The organism is Klebsiella ornithinolytica, assembly GCF_030505655.1.
Lineage (GTDB): Bacteria > Pseudomonadota > Gammaproteobacteria > Enterobacterales > Enterobacteriaceae > Klebsiella > Klebsiella ornithinolytica.
In genome coordinates this window covers 858717-875047 of the sequence record NZ_CP130153.1, presented here as the reverse complement: position 1 = coordinate 875047, position 16331 = coordinate 858717, and the positions used below count along the sequence as shown (strand labels likewise).

The 16331-nt window shown below is 55.3% G+C and carries 18 protein-coding genes and 1 tRNA gene; 6 read left to right on the top strand and 13 right to left on the bottom strand.

Annotated features, from left to right (window positions below; genetic code table 11):
- Positions 1-322: 322 nt before the first annotated feature.
- From Q1L34_RS04230 to actS, 4 genes are all read right to left on the bottom strand, one after another.
- Positions 323-817, bottom strand: a complete 495-nt coding sequence (locus Q1L34_RS04230; RefSeq protein WP_004867334.1) for an HNH endonuclease — start codon at positions 815-817, stop codon at positions 323-325.
- A gap of 121 nt (positions 818-938) precedes the next feature.
- A complete protein-coding gene (locus Q1L34_RS04225) occupies positions 939-1325 on the bottom strand; it encodes a VOC family protein (RefSeq protein WP_004867336.1) in 387 nt (128 codons plus the stop codon).
- A 342-nt stretch (positions 1326-1667) separates the two neighbouring features.
- Positions 1668-1741, bottom strand: a tRNA-Gly gene (locus Q1L34_RS04220).
- An 80-nt stretch (positions 1742-1821) separates the two neighbouring features.
- Complete coding sequence (gene actS, locus Q1L34_RS04215; RefSeq protein WP_015585788.1) at positions 1822-2544, bottom strand: amidase activator ActS; 723 nt, start codon at positions 2542-2544, stop codon at positions 1822-1824.
- Positions 2545-2775: 231 nt separating this feature from the next.
- Between actS and idi the strand changes: the two genes are divergently transcribed.
- Complete coding sequence (idi, locus tag Q1L34_RS04210; protein WP_015585787.1) at positions 2776-3330, top strand: isopentenyl-diphosphate Delta-isomerase; 555 nt, start codon at positions 2776-2778, stop codon at positions 3328-3330.
- A gap of 117 nt (positions 3331-3447) precedes the next feature.
- Here the strand turns inward: idi and lysS are convergent, their stop codons facing one another.
- From lysS to xerD, 5 genes are all read right to left on the bottom strand, one after another.
- Positions 3448-4965 (bottom strand): lysine--tRNA ligase, encoded by a 1518-nt coding sequence (gene lysS, locus Q1L34_RS04205; RefSeq protein ID WP_004867343.1) that lies wholly within the window; start codon positions 4963-4965, stop codon positions 3448-3450.
- Between the two features lie 9 nt (positions 4966-4974).
- Positions 4975-6073, bottom strand: a protein-coding gene (prfB, locus tag Q1L34_RS04200; protein WP_099001586.1) for a peptide chain release factor 2 whose coding sequence is annotated in 2 segments (ribosomal slippage) — positions 4975-5997 and positions 5999-6073 — 1098 coding nt in all. Because the reading frame shifts where the segments join, the coding sequence is not laid out codon by codon here.
- Between the two features lie 122 nt (positions 6074-6195).
- The gene (recJ, locus tag Q1L34_RS04195; protein WP_015585785.1) at positions 6196-7929 is read right to left on the bottom strand and encodes a single-stranded-DNA-specific exonuclease RecJ; all 1734 of its coding nucleotides are present in this window, start codon (positions 7927-7929) and stop codon (positions 6196-6198) included.
- Between the two features lie 5 nt (positions 7930-7934).
- Positions 7935-8648: a bifunctional protein-disulfide isomerase/oxidoreductase DsbC gene (gene dsbC, locus Q1L34_RS04190; protein ID WP_004867349.1), complete on the bottom strand. Its 714-nt coding sequence runs from the start codon at positions 8646-8648 to the stop codon at positions 7935-7937.
- Positions 8649-8670: 22 nt separating this feature from the next.
- Positions 8671-9567: a site-specific tyrosine recombinase XerD gene (xerD, locus tag Q1L34_RS04185; RefSeq protein ID WP_015585784.1), complete on the bottom strand. Its 897-nt coding sequence runs from the start codon at positions 9565-9567 to the stop codon at positions 8671-8673.
- Positions 9568-9744: 177 nt separating this feature from the next.
- Here xerD and fldB point away from each other — a divergent pair, with 177 nt between their 5' ends.
- Complete coding sequence (gene fldB / locus Q1L34_RS04180; RefSeq protein WP_004867353.1) at positions 9745-10266, top strand: flavodoxin FldB; 522 nt, start codon at positions 9745-9747, stop codon at positions 10264-10266.
- Between the two features lie 7 nt (positions 10267-10273).
- Here the strand turns inward: fldB and Q1L34_RS04175 are convergent, their stop codons facing one another.
- Both Q1L34_RS04175 and sdhE read right to left on the bottom strand, forming a co-directional pair.
- The gene (locus Q1L34_RS04175) at positions 10274-10684 is read right to left on the bottom strand and encodes a protein YgfX (protein ID WP_004867355.1); all 411 of its coding nucleotides are present in this window, start codon (positions 10682-10684) and stop codon (positions 10274-10276) included.
- Positions 10665-10931, bottom strand: a complete 267-nt coding sequence (gene sdhE / locus Q1L34_RS04170) for an FAD assembly factor SdhE (RefSeq protein WP_004867358.1) — start codon at positions 10929-10931, stop codon at positions 10665-10667. Before sdhE ends, Q1L34_RS04175 begins: the two co-directional genes overlap by 20 nt.
- A 296-nt stretch (positions 10932-11227) precedes the next feature.
- Here sdhE and ygfZ point away from each other — a divergent pair, with 296 nt between their 5' ends.
- Positions 11228-12211, top strand: a complete 984-nt coding sequence (gene ygfZ / locus Q1L34_RS04165; protein ID WP_004867359.1) for a tRNA-modifying protein YgfZ — start codon at positions 11228-11230, stop codon at positions 12209-12211.
- A gap of 121 nt (positions 12212-12332) precedes the next feature.
- Here the strand turns inward: ygfZ and trhA are convergent, their stop codons facing one another.
- Positions 12333-12992, bottom strand: a complete 660-nt coding sequence (trhA, locus tag Q1L34_RS04160; protein WP_004867362.1) for a PAQR family membrane homeostasis protein TrhA — start codon at positions 12990-12992, stop codon at positions 12333-12335.
- Positions 12993-13153: 161 nt separating this feature from the next.
- Positions 13154-13465 (bottom strand): N(4)-acetylcytidine aminohydrolase, encoded by a 312-nt coding sequence (gene yqfB, locus Q1L34_RS04155; RefSeq protein WP_327204368.1) that lies wholly within the window; start codon positions 13463-13465, stop codon positions 13154-13156.
- Between the two features lie 49 nt (positions 13466-13514).
- On the opposite strand from yqfB, the gene Q1L34_RS04150 reads away from it, so the two are divergent.
- The 3 genes from Q1L34_RS04150 to Q1L34_RS04140 all read left to right on the top strand — a co-directional run bounded on the left by Q1L34_RS04150 (position 13515) and on the right by Q1L34_RS04140 (position 16290).
- Positions 13515-14243, top strand: coding sequence for a MurR/RpiR family transcriptional regulator (locus Q1L34_RS04150; RefSeq protein WP_327204570.1), 729 nt, complete (start codon positions 13515-13517; stop codon positions 14241-14243).
- A 119-nt stretch (positions 14244-14362) separates the two neighbouring features.
- Positions 14363-15796: a 6-phospho-beta-glucosidase gene (locus tag Q1L34_RS04145; RefSeq protein ID WP_004867372.1), complete on the top strand. Its 1434-nt coding sequence runs from the start codon at positions 14363-14365 to the stop codon at positions 15794-15796.
- Between the two features lie 134 nt (positions 15797-15930).
- Positions 15931-16290 (top strand): hypothetical protein, encoded by a 360-nt coding sequence (locus Q1L34_RS04140; protein WP_004867377.1) that lies wholly within the window; start codon positions 15931-15933, stop codon positions 16288-16290.
- The last annotated feature ends 41 nt before the right edge of the window (positions 16291-16331 follow it).

The window sequence follows — 16331 nt, the reverse complement described above, 5'->3', positions numbered from 1 at the left end:
ATATGTTTATAAACAACAAGTTGAACAAACAGATATTCATACTCAAGGCTGAGGCGCTCTGCGAATAAAACGCGATAAAAAGTAGGGTAAATACGAGGTTGGTCTTCGCGACAGGGGAAAGTATCGATAAGTCACACTCTTGATTATTTAGTCACAGAGTGACGTTCACATATGCAACCGACGCCAGGCCGGACAGAAACCGGTATGACGCAACGACTGCATCAAACACGACGCTTTGCGCGCATTTTTAGGGTATTTTTCCTGCGATTCGCAGAGCCCTGACTCCGAACCAGGGGATAAAAAAGCGCACCCAGACCGGCTGCTAACGCCATTTAATTTCGTCGCGGTTGCCTTTTGCAAGATTACATTCGTGGCATAACAGCTGGAGGTTATCCAGGCGCAGCGCCAGATGCGGGTATTTACTGCGGGGCCGAATATGATCGACATGGATGACCACCCCATGTTTTGCCGCCGAACGCCCGCAGGCACTACAGGCACCGCCATATTTTTTGAGTGCCTGATAGCGAAGCGCGCGCCACTCTCTGGACTGGTAGAACGCAGCAGAGGCGTTCACGTCTTTTTCCTCTGTCCTGGCCTGTTGCCGCCGGTTGACCGACTGAAACAATCCCTCGTCATCTTCATCTTTCGTTGCGCGATTGACGCGACGGTACAGCGGACCTTCACCTTCCCTGCGCCCCCAGACATCGCGCTCTGGTTTGGCGTTTATGGGTTCCGTTTTATACAGAGTCCGGGTCAGCATTTTCACGCCTAGATACAAAAGCCATATGACACAGACGACGACGATAAACGACCCCATTTCTCAATCTCTTCAATAACCTGACGTGATGCAGAATAGCAAATATCCGCACTCAACGCCTGGAGTTCTGCCGCCGACAGGGCCACCTGAACCGCCGCTCTGTTCCACGAGAGCCCTCAATCTATGGCCAGTCGCGGTTCTGAAGCACCACCCGATAACCGTCATCATCGACAAATGTTTTGCCGTTGGTATCCCAGTAGGGATTAAACGACCTCATCGTACGAAAGCCCGCCGCCGTCATTCTGGCGCACGCCTGCTGCCAGGCTGCTTTATCGGGGTAATACAGCACGAGCAGATCTTCATCGGTCGGCGCAGGCTGACGCGGATGATCGTGACAGTGGGTGAACTCAATATGCCAGGCCAGCTCCGGACGGCCCACCATTATCCCACTAAAGCCGGCATGGTCGGTAAAATCCGCAATTCGTTGGAGCTCTAATCCCTGGCTGTACATGGTGCAAGCGCGCGCCAGGTCGGTGACGGGTCTGGCAATACGCATATGGCTGAACATGATAACGGGCTCCCGCGGGTCAAATTAAGTTTCCGGAATGGACAACACCGACCCTACTGTACCCGGATTTCAGATGGCTATTTGTCGAGAAAAGCCGTTGTTTTAATAGGAGGGGATGAAATGACAATGCCCGGTCAGGCTTTTTCGTTTGCGTTTTGCTATCGCGGCGTCAATCTGGAACCGTCGCCGAGTTAAGTTAAACGTTCATCTAACCGTAACTTTCCGTGACAACTGCCGGTGTATTTTTGAGCGCTAAAACGAGAGGCTGATATGCAATACAATTTCAGAAACTTGTTTCAAAAACAGTATGTTATCTAAGATATGTTATCACAGGAGAAATTCTGGAGCGGGCGAAGGGAATCGAACCCTCGTATAGAGCTTGGGAAGCTCTCGTTCTACCATTGAACTACGCCCGCGTTGAGGTGCGAGGGCCATTATAGACCTTACGCACCGTCTTACAAGACTGAATCACGCTAACTGCTGATAAAATAACCTCTTAGCACTTTGGCTTACTGCCCTGCGGCGGTAAATAGCGCTGTGGATCGATAGCCGTCGCCCGGTAGCGAATCTGGAAATGCAGGCGCACGGAATCGGCGTCGCTACTTCCCATCGTGGCTATCTGCTGACCAATCTTCACGTTCTGACCGTTATTGACCATCATTTTGTCATTATGGGCATAGGCGCTGATGTAATCCTCACCATGTTTAATCATGATCAGATTACCGTAACCGCGGAGCTGATTACCGACGTACACCACTTTACCCGCCCCTGCCGCATAGACCGGCTGGCCGCGCGTGCCGGCAATATCAATCCCCTTATTACCACCATCATTTGATGAATAAGGCAGGATAACTTTACCGTTGGTCGGCCAGCGCCAGCACCGTTGCCCCACCGGTGGCCAGGAGACCGGCGGCAGCGTGGCCGGCGGCTTGCTGGCCGCGGTGCGCTTACCGGCGCTGCTCTTCCCGGATGAACCGCCCTTTGTGGCGCCCGAGGCCGGATTCAGCTTCAGACGCTGTCCAACCTCAATAGTATACGGTGGGGAGATATTATTCAGTCGGGCCAGATCTTTAATGCTGGTACCGGTTGTCCGGGAAATACGGTACAACGTATCGCCGCGTTTCACGGTGTAGACGGAACCGGAATCAGATGAACTGGAACATCCTGCAATCACCAGGCTGCTGACCAACATCATCATGATAAAAAAGCGTTTTCTCATCAGGCGTCCTGCACTCAGCACAGCTCTCATCTCGTCACAACGGACAACTATCATACCAGCCCGCAGGCAGATCCCCAATCGATACGCTTGCGTTGTCGGATTCGTGTTTCCCCGTCTGCAGCGCCCGAAGCGTGTTTTGGTAATGCCTTTCGAGCGGTTATCGGCTACCCTAGTGCCGAGTGTGTGACCAGGCGAGCGTATGCCGGGTCATTTTTATTATCAGGAGTTGTCATGACCGGGGAACATGTCATTTTGCTCGATGAGCAAGATAAGCCTGTTGGCAGGCTGGAAAAATATGCCGCCCATACCCTTAATACCCCTTTGCACCTCGCCTTTTCCTGCTGGTTGTTTAATGACCACGGCCAGCTGCTGGTGACGCGCCGTTCACTGGGTAAAAAAGCCTGGCCCGGGGTCTGGACCAACTCCGTCTGCGGACATCCCCAGAGCGGAGAGACGTTTGAACAGGCCGTGACGCGGCGCAGCCGTTTTGAACTGGGCGTTAACATTGCCAACATCGCCTCCGTTCATCCGGCGTTTCGTTACCGGGCGGTGGCCCCAAACGGAATTGTCGAAAACGAAGTCTGCCCGGTTTACGCCGCACGCATTATCAGTCCGGTGCTGGCCAATAGCGACGAGGTCATGGACTATCAGTGGTGTGAGCTGGAAGATTTACTGCAAGCGCTGGCGCTCACCCCGTGGGCCTACAGTCCGTGGATGGTGCTCGAAGCGGCTGACGATAATGCCCGGCAGGCGTTGAGAAACTATGTCGCGCAGCTGCGCTATTAACGGTCTTGCCGGATAGCGGTTTTTCGCCGCCTGTCCGCATCCTCCCGCGACTCGCGCAGCGGGGCACAAACAAAAAACCCCGGCCTGTAGCCGGGGTTATGTTTTTGACGGTCGCTCTTATTTAACCGGGCGCATTGCCGGGAACAGGATGACGTCGCGGATGGTATGGCTGTTGGTAAACAGCATCACCATACGGTCAATACCGATACCCAGACCGGCGGTCGGCGGCAGGCCGTGTTCCAGCGCGGTCACGTAGTCTTCATCGTAGAACATGGCTTCATCGTCACCAGCGGCTTTCGCATTCACCTGGTCCTGGAAGCGCTGCGCCTGATCTTCCGCGTCGTTGAGCTCGCTGAAGCCGTTACCAATTTCACGGCCGCCGATAAAGAACTCAAAGCGGTCGGTAATTTCCGGGTTCTGGTCATTACGACGCGCCAGCGGAGAGACTTCCGCCGGGTATTCGGTGATAAAGGTCGGCTGAATCAGGTGCGCTTCCGCCACTTCTTCAAAGATCTCCGTCACGATACGGCCCAGACCCCAGCTCTTCTCAACGTGAATGCCGATAGACTCTGCAATCGCTTTTGCGGAATCGAAGTTATCCAGATCCGCCATCTCGGTTTCCGGACGGTATTTCTTGATAGCTTCACGCATGGTCAGTTTTTCAAACGGCTTACCGAAGTCGAAGGTCTGATCGCCATAAGGAACCGCGGTGTTGCCCAGAATATCCTGCGCCAGGGTACGGAACAGGGATTCGGTCAGCTCGATCAGATCTTTATAGTCCGCGTACGCCATGTAGAGTTCCATCATGGTGAACTCTGGGTTATGACGCACGGAGATGCCTTCGTTACGGAAGTTACGGTTGATTTCGAATACGCGTTCGAAGCCGCCCACAACCAGACGCTTCAGATACAGTTCCGGCGCGATACGCAGGTACATGTCCATATCCAGCGCGTTGTGATGGGTGATGAACGGACGGGCAGACGCGCCGCCAGGGATCACCTGCATCATCGGGGTTTCGACTTCCATAAAGCCGCGACCGACCATGAACTGGCGGATACCGGCCAGAATCTGGGAGCGAACCTTAAAGGTCTTGCGGGATTCGTCGTTGGAGATCAGATCCAGGTAGCGCTGACGGTAGCGCGCTTCCTGATCCTGCAGGCCGTGGAATTTGTCCGGCAGCGGGCGCAGGGCTTTGGTCAGCAGACGCAGTTCGGTGCAGTGGATAGACAGCTCGCCGGTTTTGGTTTTAAACAGCTTACCGCGCGCCGCGATGATATCGCCGAGGTCCCATTTTTTGAACTGCTCGTTGTAGACGCCTTCCGGCAGATCGTCACGCGCGACGTACAGCTGAATGCGGCCGCCGACATCCTGCAGAGTGACGAAAGAGGCTTTCCCCATAATACGGCGGGTCATCATACGACCAGCAACGGAGACTTCAACGTTCAGTGCTTCCAGCTCTTCGTTTTCTTTCGCATCGAAGTCAGCGTGCAGTTGGTCAGAGGTATGGTCACGACGGAAATCGTTCGGGAACGGGATACCCTGCTCACGAAGCTGAGCCAGCTTTTCACGACGGGCTTTCAGTTCATTATTAAGGTCAATTGCCGCGTCAGCGCCCTGTGCTTGTTGTTCAGACATGTTGGTTCCTCATAACCCTGCTTTCAAACTTGCTTCGATAAATTGATCCAGGCTGCCGTCAAGCACGGCCTGAGTATTGCGGGTTTCCACCCCGGTGCGCAGATCTTTAATGCGGGAGTCATCCAGCACGTAAGAACGGATCTGGCTGCCCCAGCCGATGTCGGATTTGGTATCTTCCATCGCCTGCTTCTCGGCATTTTTCTTCTGCATTTCCAGCTCATAAAGCTTGGCTTTCATCTGCTTCATGGCCTGGTCTTTGTTCTTGTGCTGTGAACGGTCGTTCTGGCACTGCGTCACTAAGCCGGTCGGAATGTGGGTGATACGCACCGCGGATTCCGTACGGTTAACGTGCTGACCACCCGCACCGGAGGCGCGGTAAACGTCAATGCGCAGGTCCGCCGGGTTGATTTCGATATCAATATCGTCATCCACTTCCGGATAGACAAATGCGGAGCTGAAGGAGGTGTGGCGACGGCCGCCGGAATCGAACGGGCTCTTGCGCACCAGGCGGTGGACGCCGGTTTCGGTACGCAGCCAGCCGTAGGCGTAATCGCCGATAATCTTGATGGTCACGGACTTAATGCCCGCCACTTCACCTTCTGACTCTTCAATAATCTCGGTCTTGAAGCCGCGCGCTTCGGCCCAGCGCAGATACATACGTGTCAGCATGCTGGCCCAGTCCTGGGCTTCCGTACCGCCGGAACCGGCCTGAATATCGAGATAGCAATCGGCGCTGTCATACTCGCCGGAGAACATGCGGCGGAACTCAAGCTGCGCCAGTTTCTCTTCCAGCACGTCAAGTTCGGCAACGGCTTCGTTGAAGGTCTCTTCGTCTTCGGCTTCGACAGCCAGCTCCAGTAGTCCGGAAACATCTTCCAGCCCCTGGGACATTTGATCCAACGTCTCGACGATGGCTTCCAGTGAAGAACGCTCTTTACCCAGCGCCTGTGCGCGCTCAGGTTCGTTCCACACGTCCGGCTGTTCCAGCTCGGCGTTTACTTCTTCCAGACGCTCTTTCTTAGCATCGTAGTCAAAGATACCCCCTAAGAACGTCAGAGCGCTCCGTGAGGTCCTGAATGCGGTTTTTTACCGGATTTATTTCAAACATGATCGATTTTCTTTTAATGGATTCGACAAAATGCGGTGATAAGAGCGGAATTGTACCGGATCCCCGCTCTCTTTTATATATACTTCGGCTTTCCGTCAGCCTGTTTGTTGACGGCTTTTTCGTCAGACCGGCCAGAGATGGTCAATGATAAGCTGCAGGCTGCGGTTGCCTCGGAACTCATTAATATCGAGCTTATAGGCCAGAGTGACTTCGCGCACGCCGTTATCCGGCCAAATCGAAGTATCAACGTTGAAGGCAATCCCGTCCAGCAGCGGGCCGCCGCCAACCGGTTCGACCATCACTTTAAGATGCCGCTCGCCCACCAGGCGCTGCTGTAACAGGCGGAAACGACCGTCAAACAGCGGCTCCGGGAACATCTGTCCCCAGGGTCCCGCCTCACGAAGCAGATGCGCAACTTCCATGCTCATCTCAGCCGTTTCCAGCGGGCCGTCAGAGATCACTTCTCCCTGCAACAGCGCCGGATCCAGCCACTCGGTGACCAGTTCGCCGAAACGCAGCTGAAACTCCTCAAAACGCGCCTCTTCCAGCGACAGCCCCGCCGCCATCGCATGGCCGCCGAACTTGAGAATCAGTCCCGGATGCAGCGTATCAAGGCGCTCAAGCGCATCGCGCATGTGCAACCCCTGGATAGAGCGCCCGGAGCCTTTTAACAGCCCGTCGCCGGTTGGGGCGAAAGCGATAACCGGGCGATGGAAACGCTCTTTAATCCGTGACGCCAGAATCCCCACCACGCCCTGGTGCCACTGCGGATGATACATCGCCAGCCCCCCGGGCAGCGTGTCGCCGCTGCGTTCCAGCTGCTGGCACAGCGTGAGCGCCTCCGCCTGCATCCCTTGCTCAATCTCTTTGCGCGTCTGGTTCAGCGCATCCAGTTCATTAGCCAGCATCCGCGCTTCGCCGACGTTATCACACAACAGCAGCGCCACGCCGACCGACATATCATCCAGCCGGCCTGCCGCATTCAGCCGCGGTCCCAGGGCAAACCCCAGGTCGCTGGCGGCCAGCTTTTGCGGATCGCGGTTGGCAATCTCCAGCAGCGCTTTGATCCCCGGACGGCACTTACCGGCACGGATACGGCTCAGCCCTTGCCAGGTGAGAATGCGGTTATTGGCATCCAGCGGCACAACGTCAGCCACCGTCCCGAGCGCGACCAGATCCAGCAGTTCGGCAAGATTCGGCGGCGTGATGCCCCGTTCTTCAAACCAGTTTTTATCGCGCAGGAACGTGCGTAGCGCCAGCATCAAATAGAACGCTACCCCGACGCCGGCCAGCGATTTCGAGGGGAAATCGCAGTCGCGCAGATTGGGGTTCACAATGGCTTCCGCTGCCGGCAGCGTCTCACCCGGTAGATGGTGATCGGTCACGACCACCGGGATCCCCAATGCGTGGGCACGATCGACGCCGGCATGGGAAGAGATGCCGTTATCCACGGTCATAATCATCTGCGCCCCGCGGGCGTGGGCCTGATCGACTACTTCGGGGCTTAACCCGTAGCCATCTTCAAAACGATTTGGCACCAGATAGGAGACATTGCTGTAGCCCAGCGCGCGCAGCGCCAGCACGCTCAGCGCGGTACTGGTGGCGCCATCGGCGTCAAAATCACCGACCACGACGATATGCCGCTCTTGCCTGAATGCGTCGTAGAGCATCTCAACGGCTTTTTCGATGCCGTTCAGCTGCGTCCACGGCAGCATGCCTTTGACGCTGCGCTCGAGCTCCTGGGCATGCAGGACGCCGCGGCTGGCGTACAGCCGCTGCAGCAGCGGCGGCAGGTCGGCGGGGAGCTCAGCCCCTTCAACCACCTCACGGCGGCGTAGTTGTATCTGTTGTTTCACGCGAATTATTTACCGCTTGTCTGTTTTTGATGCTCATCAAGGAAGGCTTTCAGCTCTTTCGGCCCCTGATAACCCGGAAGCACGTAGCCGTTGCTCAGCACCATCGCCGGCGTGCCGTTAACGCCGAACTGCACGCCAAGCGTGTAGTGTTTGCTGATATCGACCTGGCAGCTCGCCGGCTGAATACCTTTACCGCTCATCGCGTCATCCAGCGCTTTGTTACGATCTTTGGCGCACCAGATGGCTTTCATATCCTGCTCGGTCTGGCTTTGCAGGCCCTGGCGCGGGAAGGCCAGGTAGCGAACGGTAATTCCCAGCGCGTTATAGTCGCTCATCTCTTCGTGCAGCTTGTGGCAGTAGCCGCAGGTGATGTCGGTGAAAACGGTGATAACGTGTTTTTCCTGCGGCGCTTTATAGATAATCATCTCTTTTTCCAGCGCGTTCAGCTTGCCCACCAGCAGCGCGTTGGTGACGTTTACCGGCTGTGCGCCGCCGACATCATACATCGGCCCCTGGATGACGTGTTTACCGTCATCGGTCACATACAGCACGCCGCTGTCGGTCAGTACGGTGCTCATTCCGGCAACCGGCGATGGCTGAATATCCGTATTCTGTACGCCCAGTTTAGCCAGCGACTGTTTGATAGCCGCGTTATCCGCATGGGCCGCACCGGACAGCGTCGCCGCCAGCAGCGTAAACATCAATAAACCTTTTTTCATACTCAGTCCTTTTATTCAGCACTCACGCCCGCGGGTGGTGCTGTTGATGAAGTTGTCTCAGACGCTCGGTCGCGACATGGGTGTAGATCTGCGTCGTTGAGAGATCGCTGTGTCCCAACAGCATCTGTACCACGCGTAAATCTGCGCCATGGTTAAGTAAATGCGTGGCAAACGCATGGCGTAAAACGTGCGGGGAGAGCTTCGCGCTATCTATTCCGGCCAGCACGGCATAGTGCTTAATCCGATGCCAGAAGGTCTGGCGCGTCATTTGCTGCGCGCGCTGACTTGGAAAAAGCACATCAGATGCCACGCCGTTCAGCAGCCAGGGGCGCCCGTACTCCAGGTAGTTCTCAACCCACAGCACCGCCTCTTCGCCAAGCGGGACCAGCCGTTCTTTGTTCCCTTTACCCACCACCCGCAGGACGCCCTGACGCAGGCTGATGTCGCTCATCGTCAGGCCCACCAGTTCCGACACGCGCAGGCCGGTCGCGTACAGCACCTCAAGCATCGCTTTATCGCGGAGTTCCAGAGGCTGCTCGACCAGCGGCGCCTGCAGCAGACGTTCGACCTGAGCCTCACTCAGATCTTTCGGCAGCCGCTGCGGCAGTTTCGGTGACGCCAGCAGCGCGCTGGGGTCATCCGGACGAATTTTCTCCCGATAGAGGTGCTGGAAGAAACGGCGCACGGCGCTCAACAGCCGCGCGGTACTGGTGGCTTTATAGCCGCCCGTTTGTCTCTCGGCCAGCAGCGCCTGAAGATCCTCGCCGCTGGCGCTAACCAGCGATAACTCGCGATGATGCAGCCATTCCACTACCATCGTCAGATCCCGACGGTAGGCGCTCAGCGTATTTTCCGCCAGATTGCGCTCCAGCCACAAGGCATCAAGAAACTGTTCGATTCGTGCGAGATCCTCTTTCACATCGCCCTCTTTGCTCGTTAAAACGGCTTCAGTATACCCAAATAAGTGGCCCGGCTGGCAAAAACGGCGGCGCTGTTTTTTCCCGGCCGGCTGGCGGAACAGCTTAAGTATGCGGCTGACGACGGCTTTCTGATAAACTAGCCGCAAAATCACCGCATGAATTGAGATGTTTACGCCATGAACATAGGTCTTTTTTACGGCTCCAGTACCTGCTACACCGAGATGGCAGCGGAGAAGATCCGCGATATCATCGGCCCGGAATTAGTGACGCTGCATAATCTGAAAGATGATTCCCCTTCCCTGATGACACAGTATGACGTGTTGATTCTCGGTATCCCGACGTGGGATTTCGGCGAAATTCAGGAAGACTGGGAAGCCGTCTGGCAACAGCTGGACGCACTGGATCTGCAGGATAAAATTGTGGCGCTGTATGGCATGGGTGACCAGTTGGGTTACGGCGAATGGTTCCTTGACGCACTGGGAATGCTGCACGACAAACTGAGCGCCAAAGGCGTTAAGTTTATCGGTTACTGGCCGACGGAAGGTTACGAATTCACCAGCCAGAAACCGATTATCGCCGATGGCCAGCTGTTTGTTGGCCTGGCGCTCGATGAGACGAACCAGTATGACCTGAGCGACGATCGCATCCAGAACTGGTGCGAGCAAATCCTCGGCGAAATGGCTGAGCAGTTCGCCTGACAGGCTTTTACTCCTGTGCCGGTTTTTGTAACACCAACCGGCGCAGATCTCGCCACTCTTTGGCGTCCATACTGTCTGCAGCGATCCACAGATGCTGGCGGCGACGCGTTTGCATATCCTGCAGACGCAGCAACATCCCGCTATTAATCACCCACGGCGTGCCGACAATCTCCCATTCCGCTTTTTGCCAACGCAAACGCGAATCGGTCATCAGCTTTATTTCCCCCCGACAGGCGTGGATCCGCCGCTGGCTGCGCACGCTGTCGAACACCACCAGCGACAGCAGCAATAGCCATAGCGGCGTGTAGCTCAGCGGCCAGGGCATCAGCAGCACAATAGCCGCCACAATGCCGTGCAGCAGCAGCGAGAACCACTGTGAGCGCCAGGAGATGCGTAAATCAGATTGCCACAGGACCACGTTCCCGATTCCGAGTCTGGATTAATTTTACCATCCGTTGCAGTTGCGCATCAGCCGGTTCGCCATGATTCATCAGCCAGTTAAACAGATCCGGATCGTCGTTTTCTAACAGACGGATAAACAGCTGTTTGTCTTCATCGCTGAGCGTATCGTACTCATACTCGAAAAACGGCATGATGGAGATATCAAGTTCACGCATACCCCTGCGGCATGCCCAGTGGATGCGGGCTTTATTCGTAATGTCCATGTTGTCCTTCCAGCATAAAGAGAGTCTTACGCGCCCTTCAGGTCGCCGAAGCGCTGCCTGACAAGACGTTGTTGATAGGTTAGTTTAACCCGTTTTTTGCACTTACTTTACAGCAATATCGAGAACAGAGAACGCCATTCCACAAAAACCACATTTAAAATATGGCTTTATCTTTCTCCTTTGTTTCCCCGTTTGTGCTTTCAGGGCACAAATGGCCTGCCAAAAGCACTTGCATTGCACCATAGCTCTTTTACCATTAGCTATTCACTCTGCGTTAAGCTATTCAGGACATGACTATGGCTTTTACACCTTTTCCTCCGCGTCAGCCTTCTTCTTCCTCTCGTCTGCCGTTAACGCTGATGACGCTGGATGACTGGGCGCTGGCAACGATTACCGGTCAGGATGGCGAGAAGTATCTGCAGGGGCAGATTACCGCCGATGTCAGCGCATTAACCGACGATCGGCATCTGCTTGCCGCGCACTGCGATGCCAAGGGCAAGATGTGGAGCAACCTGCGGGTTTTCCGCCGCGACGGTGGTTTTACCTGGATTGAACGCCGCAGCCTGCGCGATTCCCAGCTCGCTGAACTGAAGAAATATGCGGTGTTCTCTAAAGTGACCATTGCCGCCGATGATGAACACGTCCTGCTGGGCGTTGCCGGTTTCCAGGCCCGCGCCGCGCTGGCGCCGCTGTTCAGCGAACTTCCGGGCAGCGACAAACCGCTCGTCACCGACGGCGTGACCAGCCTGCTGTGGTTTGAACATCCGGCGGAGCGCTTTCTGCTGGTGACCGATGTGGCAACCGCCACCCGCGTAACCGACGCGTTGCGCAGCGATGCGCAGTTGAACAACAGCCAGCAGTGGCTGGCGCTCAACATCGAAGCCGGCCTGCCGGTCATAGACAGCGCCAACAGCGCGCAGTTCATCCCGCAGGCGACAAACCTGCAGGCATTGGGCGGCATCAGCTTTAAGAAAGGCTGCTATACCGGTCAGGAAATGGTCGCCCGGGCGAAATTCCGCGGTGCGAACAAACGCGCCCTGTGGTATCTGGCCGGGAAAGCGAGCCGCGTCCCGGAAGCCGGAGAAGACCTTGAGCTGAAGATGGGTGAGAACTGGCGCCGGACCGGCACCGTGCTGGCAGCTGTGCTGCTGGATGATGGTCAACTGCTGGTGCAGGTCGTGATGAATAACGATATGGAACCAGACAGCGTCTTCCGCGTGCGCGATGATGCCGGTACATTAAGCATCGTTCCGCTGCCCTATTCACTGGAAGAGAGTTAAAGCGCGAAGATCGCCTTAACGCTGCCAGGCTCTTCAGGCGGCAACATCCCGGACTGTGCGGTGCTGTCGTTTCGGCAAGCGCCGCACCGCCGGGAAATTCCCCGCCGATGCGGCCTCTTATTTATACCTGACCGACGTACAAATAAATGGCCAGGAAGTGACATACGCTGCCGCCCAGCACAAAACCGTGCCAGATTGCATGGTTATAAGGAATGCGCTTGCAGACGTAGAAGATAACCCCCAGCGAATACACCACGCCCCCGACCGCCAGCAGCGTTACCCCCCCAGCCGCCAGTTTGATCGCCAGCTGATAAACCACGATCAGCGACAGCCAGCCCATCGTCAGATAGGTCACCAGTGAGAGGACCTTAAAGCGGTGCGCAATGGTGAGCTTAAACAAGATCCCCAGCAGCGCCAGGCTCCAGATGACCACCATCAGGCCGCGCGCAAGCGGTGAATTGAGCCCTACCAGTAGAAAAGGCGTATAGGTTCCCGCTATCAGCAGATAGATGGCGCAGTGATCGAATTTTTTCAGCCACAGCTTGGCTCGCTGATGGGGAATAGCATGATAGAGGGTAGAGGCGAGGAACAGCATAATCATGCTGCCGCCGTACAGGCTATAGCTGGTAATCGCCGTTGCGCTGGCGTTGCTGTCGACCGCCTGCACCAGCAGGAGGACGAGGCCAACGATGCCAAATACCAGCCCGATACCGTGACTGATGCTGTTGGCGACTTCCTCTGCCAAAGAATAACCCTGTGTGATTAATGGTTTGCGAACCATATTTGACTCCGAAAACAAGAACGCTTTCAATGCTCACCTAGGGTAACTGAGAATGATTCCAGTGAACACCTGTTAGCTAAAATAAAAAGATTAATATTTGTAAACACTATAAAATCATAATGTTACATTAAAATTTCAACTAACAGTCGTTCGCTGTTTTATCAAAGCCCTTTGAATTCAATAACATAAAACTGGTCTTCGCCTGGATAGATCTCCGCAATGACCTGACGCAGCTGCGCGAGGGTCATATTCTCCTGTTCGGCGTGACGTTCCGTGAGCGTATCGAGCGTTACCGTGGACGTCGCCACCACGCTTATCGTGCAAAAATAGCCGTCATCTTCATAGCGGCCAACGCGCAGCACGTCGCCGGTTTTAAAATGCGACTCGGCGGCATTACGAATGGTGATGGTTTTGCGCCCGGCGAGGATGTCGTCCTGAAAGCGCTGAAAAAAGGTTATGTCATTCGGCTGCATGATATAATTCCATCCTGGTCATTATGAATTGTGAGTTATTACTGTGAGTATGTTCTCCCACGCCGCGATCGCCAGTCTCAATAATCTTGAGATGATGGTCTACCACTACGTCATTAAGAATCGTGACAAAGTGATGTATATGACCATCCGCGAGCTGGCAGAAGCCGCCGGGGTCTCCACGACCACCGTCCTGCGCTTTTGTCGCAAACTGCAGTGCGAAGGCTACTCGGAGTTTCGCGTCCGCTTTAAATTATATCTCGAGCAGAACCAGCCACAACAGGCAAATATCGGTGCCAGTGAAATAATGAGTTTTTTTAAAAGCGTCAACAATGACGAATTTGATAATTTACTCGATCGTGCCGTCGATATTATTCTCGCGTCAGAACGTATTATATTTGTTGGCGCCGGTACCTCCGGCGCGTTGGCAAAATATGGCGCACGCTTTTTCTCCAACGTCGGGAAATTCAGCAATCATATCGACGATCCTTATTTCCCGGTCACCAACGACATGGCGCGTAACGCGCTGGCGATCGTTCTTTCCGTTTCCGGGGAGACCGAAGAGATTCTCCGCTTCGCCAGCCAGTTCAGCCTGCACAACTGCAAAGTAATGTCGGTGACCAGCCATGAACACTCCCGACTGGCGAAGCTGGCAGACTTCAACCTCTCCTGGCACGTCCCGCAAACGCGCATCGGCGGCGTGTATGATATTACCACCCAAATTCCGGTTATTTATATTCTGGAGTCCCTGGGGCGTAAATTAGCACATAAACTCGCCTGAAAATAACACCCTGTTTTTTCGATGTAACATATTCCAGCTGAGGGAAATTGTTATATCGTGACATTTATATTCCCTTTGTTAGACTCGTAAACAGATGCTATTTGATGAGACGAGCAAAGATGAAAAAAATCACCTTACCGAAAGACTTTTTATGGGGCGGTGCGGTCGCGGCGCACCAGGTGGAAGGCGGCTGGAATAAAGACGGCAAAGGCCCGAGTATTTGCGACGTGCTGACCGGCGGCGCCCACGGCGTACCGCGCGAGATTACCCACCAGGTAGAGCCGGGTAAATATTACCCGAACCACGAAGCCATTGATTTCCACGGCCGCTACAAAGAAGACATCAAGCTGTTCGCCGAGATGGGCTTCAAATGTTTCCGCACCTCCATCGCCTGGACCCGCATCTTCCCGCTCGGCGACGAAACTCAGCCGAACGAAGAGGGACTGAAGTTCTATGACGACATGTTCGATGAGCTGTTGAAGTACAACATCGAGCCGGTGATCACCCTCTCCCACTTCGAAATGCCGCTGCATCTGGTGCAGCAGTACGGTGGCTGGACCAACCGCAAAGTGGTCGATTTCTTTGTGCGCTTCGCCGAAGTGGTCTTCGAGCGCTATAAGCACAAAGTAAAATACTGGATGACCTTCAACGAGATCAATAACCAGCGCAACTGGCGCGCCCCGCTGTTCGGCTACTGCTGTTCCGGCGTGGTCTATACCGACTACGAAAACCCGGAAGAGACCATGTACCAGGTGCTGCATCACCAGTTCGTTGCCAGCGCGCTGGCGGTGAAAGCGGCGCGACGCATCAATCCGCAGATGCAGGTTGGTTGCATGCTGGCAATGGTGGCGCTCTATCCGTTCTCCTGTAAGCCGGAAGACGTGATGTTCGCCCAGGAGTCGATGCGTGAACGCTACGTCTTTACCGACGTGCAGCTGCGCGGCTACTACCCGACCTATGTTCTCAACGAGTGGGAGCGCCGCGGTTTTAACATCGTGATGGAAGCGGGCGATGAACAGATCCTGCGTGAAGGCACCTGCGATTACCTCGGTTTCAGCTACTACATGACCAACGCGGTCAAAGCGGAAGGCGGCAGCGGCGATGCCATCTCCGGCTTCGAAGGCAGCGTGCCGAACCCGCATGTCAAAGCCTCCGACTGGGGCTGGCAGATTGACCCGGTGGGCCTGCGCTACTCGCTGTGCGAACTGTACGAACGCTATCAGAAACCGCTGTTTATCGTTGAAAACGGCTTCGGCGCCTACGACAAAGTTGAAGAAGACGGCAGCATCAACGACGACTACCGTATCGACTACCTGCGTGCGCATGTGGAAGAGATGATCAAAGCGGTGACTTACGATGGCGTCGAACTGATGGGCTATACCCCGTGGGGCTGTATCGACTGCGTCTCCTTTACCACCGGCCAGTACAGCAAACGCTACGGCTTTATCTACGTGAACAAACATGACGATGGCACCGGCGACATGTCCCGCTCGCGTAAGAAAAGTTTCAACTGGTATAAAGAGGTCATTGCCAGCAACGGCGAAAATCTCTGATTCTCTCTCAGTCGCGCCCTCGCCTCGCCAGAGGAGAGGGCGCTTGCCGGTCTTACAGACACTTCTTTACAGCTTTAACATTGCTAAAACGCGTTCGCCCGATAAGATAAGCCTCGAGAATCACAGAGGCGAAAATGATTAAGCGACAGCGAAAAGCCATTCTTCTTGTAGCCCTTGCCTGTCTGGTGGTGCTGGTATGCACCGCGCAGCGTATGGCCGGGCTGCACGCGCTGGTCATGAATGCTACCGCCGTGACGCAATCGATCCAGCAGGGTGAGGATACGGCCGAAGCGCCGGTAACTCCCTGCGAGCTGAGTGCGAAATCACTGCTCGCCGCCCCGCCGGTGCTGTTTGAAGGCGCGCTGTTTGCCGTCGCGCTACTGCTCACGCTGCTGGCGGCAATACCGCCGCGCATTGTCCGCCTCTGGCCTCCCCGCGTTATTTCCCCTCCCCGGCTACGGGTGCATTTGCGATTGTGCGTCTTCCGTGAATGAGGATTTCCCTGACAGTTCAGGTTAATCAATCATTTACGGAG

Bases quoted from the DNA above. Each gene is read 5' to 3' on its own strand.
- lysS (WP_004867343.1), bottom strand. From the start codon at position 4,965: ATGTCTGAACAACAAGCACAGGGCGCTGACGCGGCAATTGACCTTAAT.
- yqfB (WP_327204368.1), bottom strand. From the start codon at position 13,465: ATGCAGCCGAATGACATAACCTTTTTTCAGCGCTTTCAGGACGACATC.
- trhA (WP_004867362.1), bottom strand. From the start codon at position 12,992: ATGGTTCGCAAACCATTAATCACACAGGGTTATTCTTTGGCAGAGGAA.
- Q1L34_RS04150 (WP_327204570.1), top strand. From the start codon at position 13,515: ATGTTCTCCCACGCCGCGATCGCCAGTCTCAATAATCTTGAGATGATG.
- dsbC (WP_004867349.1), bottom strand. From the start codon at position 8,648: ATGAAAAAAGGTTTATTGATGTTTACGCTGCTGGCGGCGACGCTGTCC.
- ygfZ (WP_004867359.1), top strand. From the start codon at position 11,228: ATGGCTTTTACACCTTTTCCTCCGCGTCAGCCTTCTTCTTCCTCTCGT.
- Q1L34_RS04225 (WP_004867336.1), bottom strand. From the start codon at position 1,325: ATGTTCAGCCATATGCGTATTGCCAGACCCGTCACCGACCTGGCGCGC.
- sdhE (WP_004867358.1), bottom strand. From the start codon at position 10,931: ATGGACATTACGAATAAAGCCCGCATCCACTGGGCATGCCGCAGGGGT.
- Q1L34_RS04145 (WP_004867372.1), top strand. From the start codon at position 14,363: ATGAAAAAAATCACCTTACCGAAAGACTTTTTATGGGGCGGTGCGGTC.
- idi (WP_015585787.1), top strand. From the start codon at position 2,776: ATGACCGGGGAACATGTCATTTTGCTCGATGAGCAAGATAAGCCTGTT.
- Q1L34_RS04230 (WP_004867334.1), bottom strand. From the start codon at position 817: ATGGGGTCGTTTATCGTCGTCGTCTGTGTCATATGGCTTTTGTATCTA.
- Q1L34_RS04140 (WP_004867377.1), top strand. From the start codon at position 15,931: ATGATTAAGCGACAGCGAAAAGCCATTCTTCTTGTAGCCCTTGCCTGT.
- actS (WP_015585788.1), bottom strand. From the start codon at position 2,544: ATGAGAAAACGCTTTTTTATCATGATGATGTTGGTCAGCAGCCTGGTG.
- fldB (WP_004867353.1), top strand. From the start codon at position 9,745: ATGAACATAGGTCTTTTTTACGGCTCCAGTACCTGCTACACCGAGATG.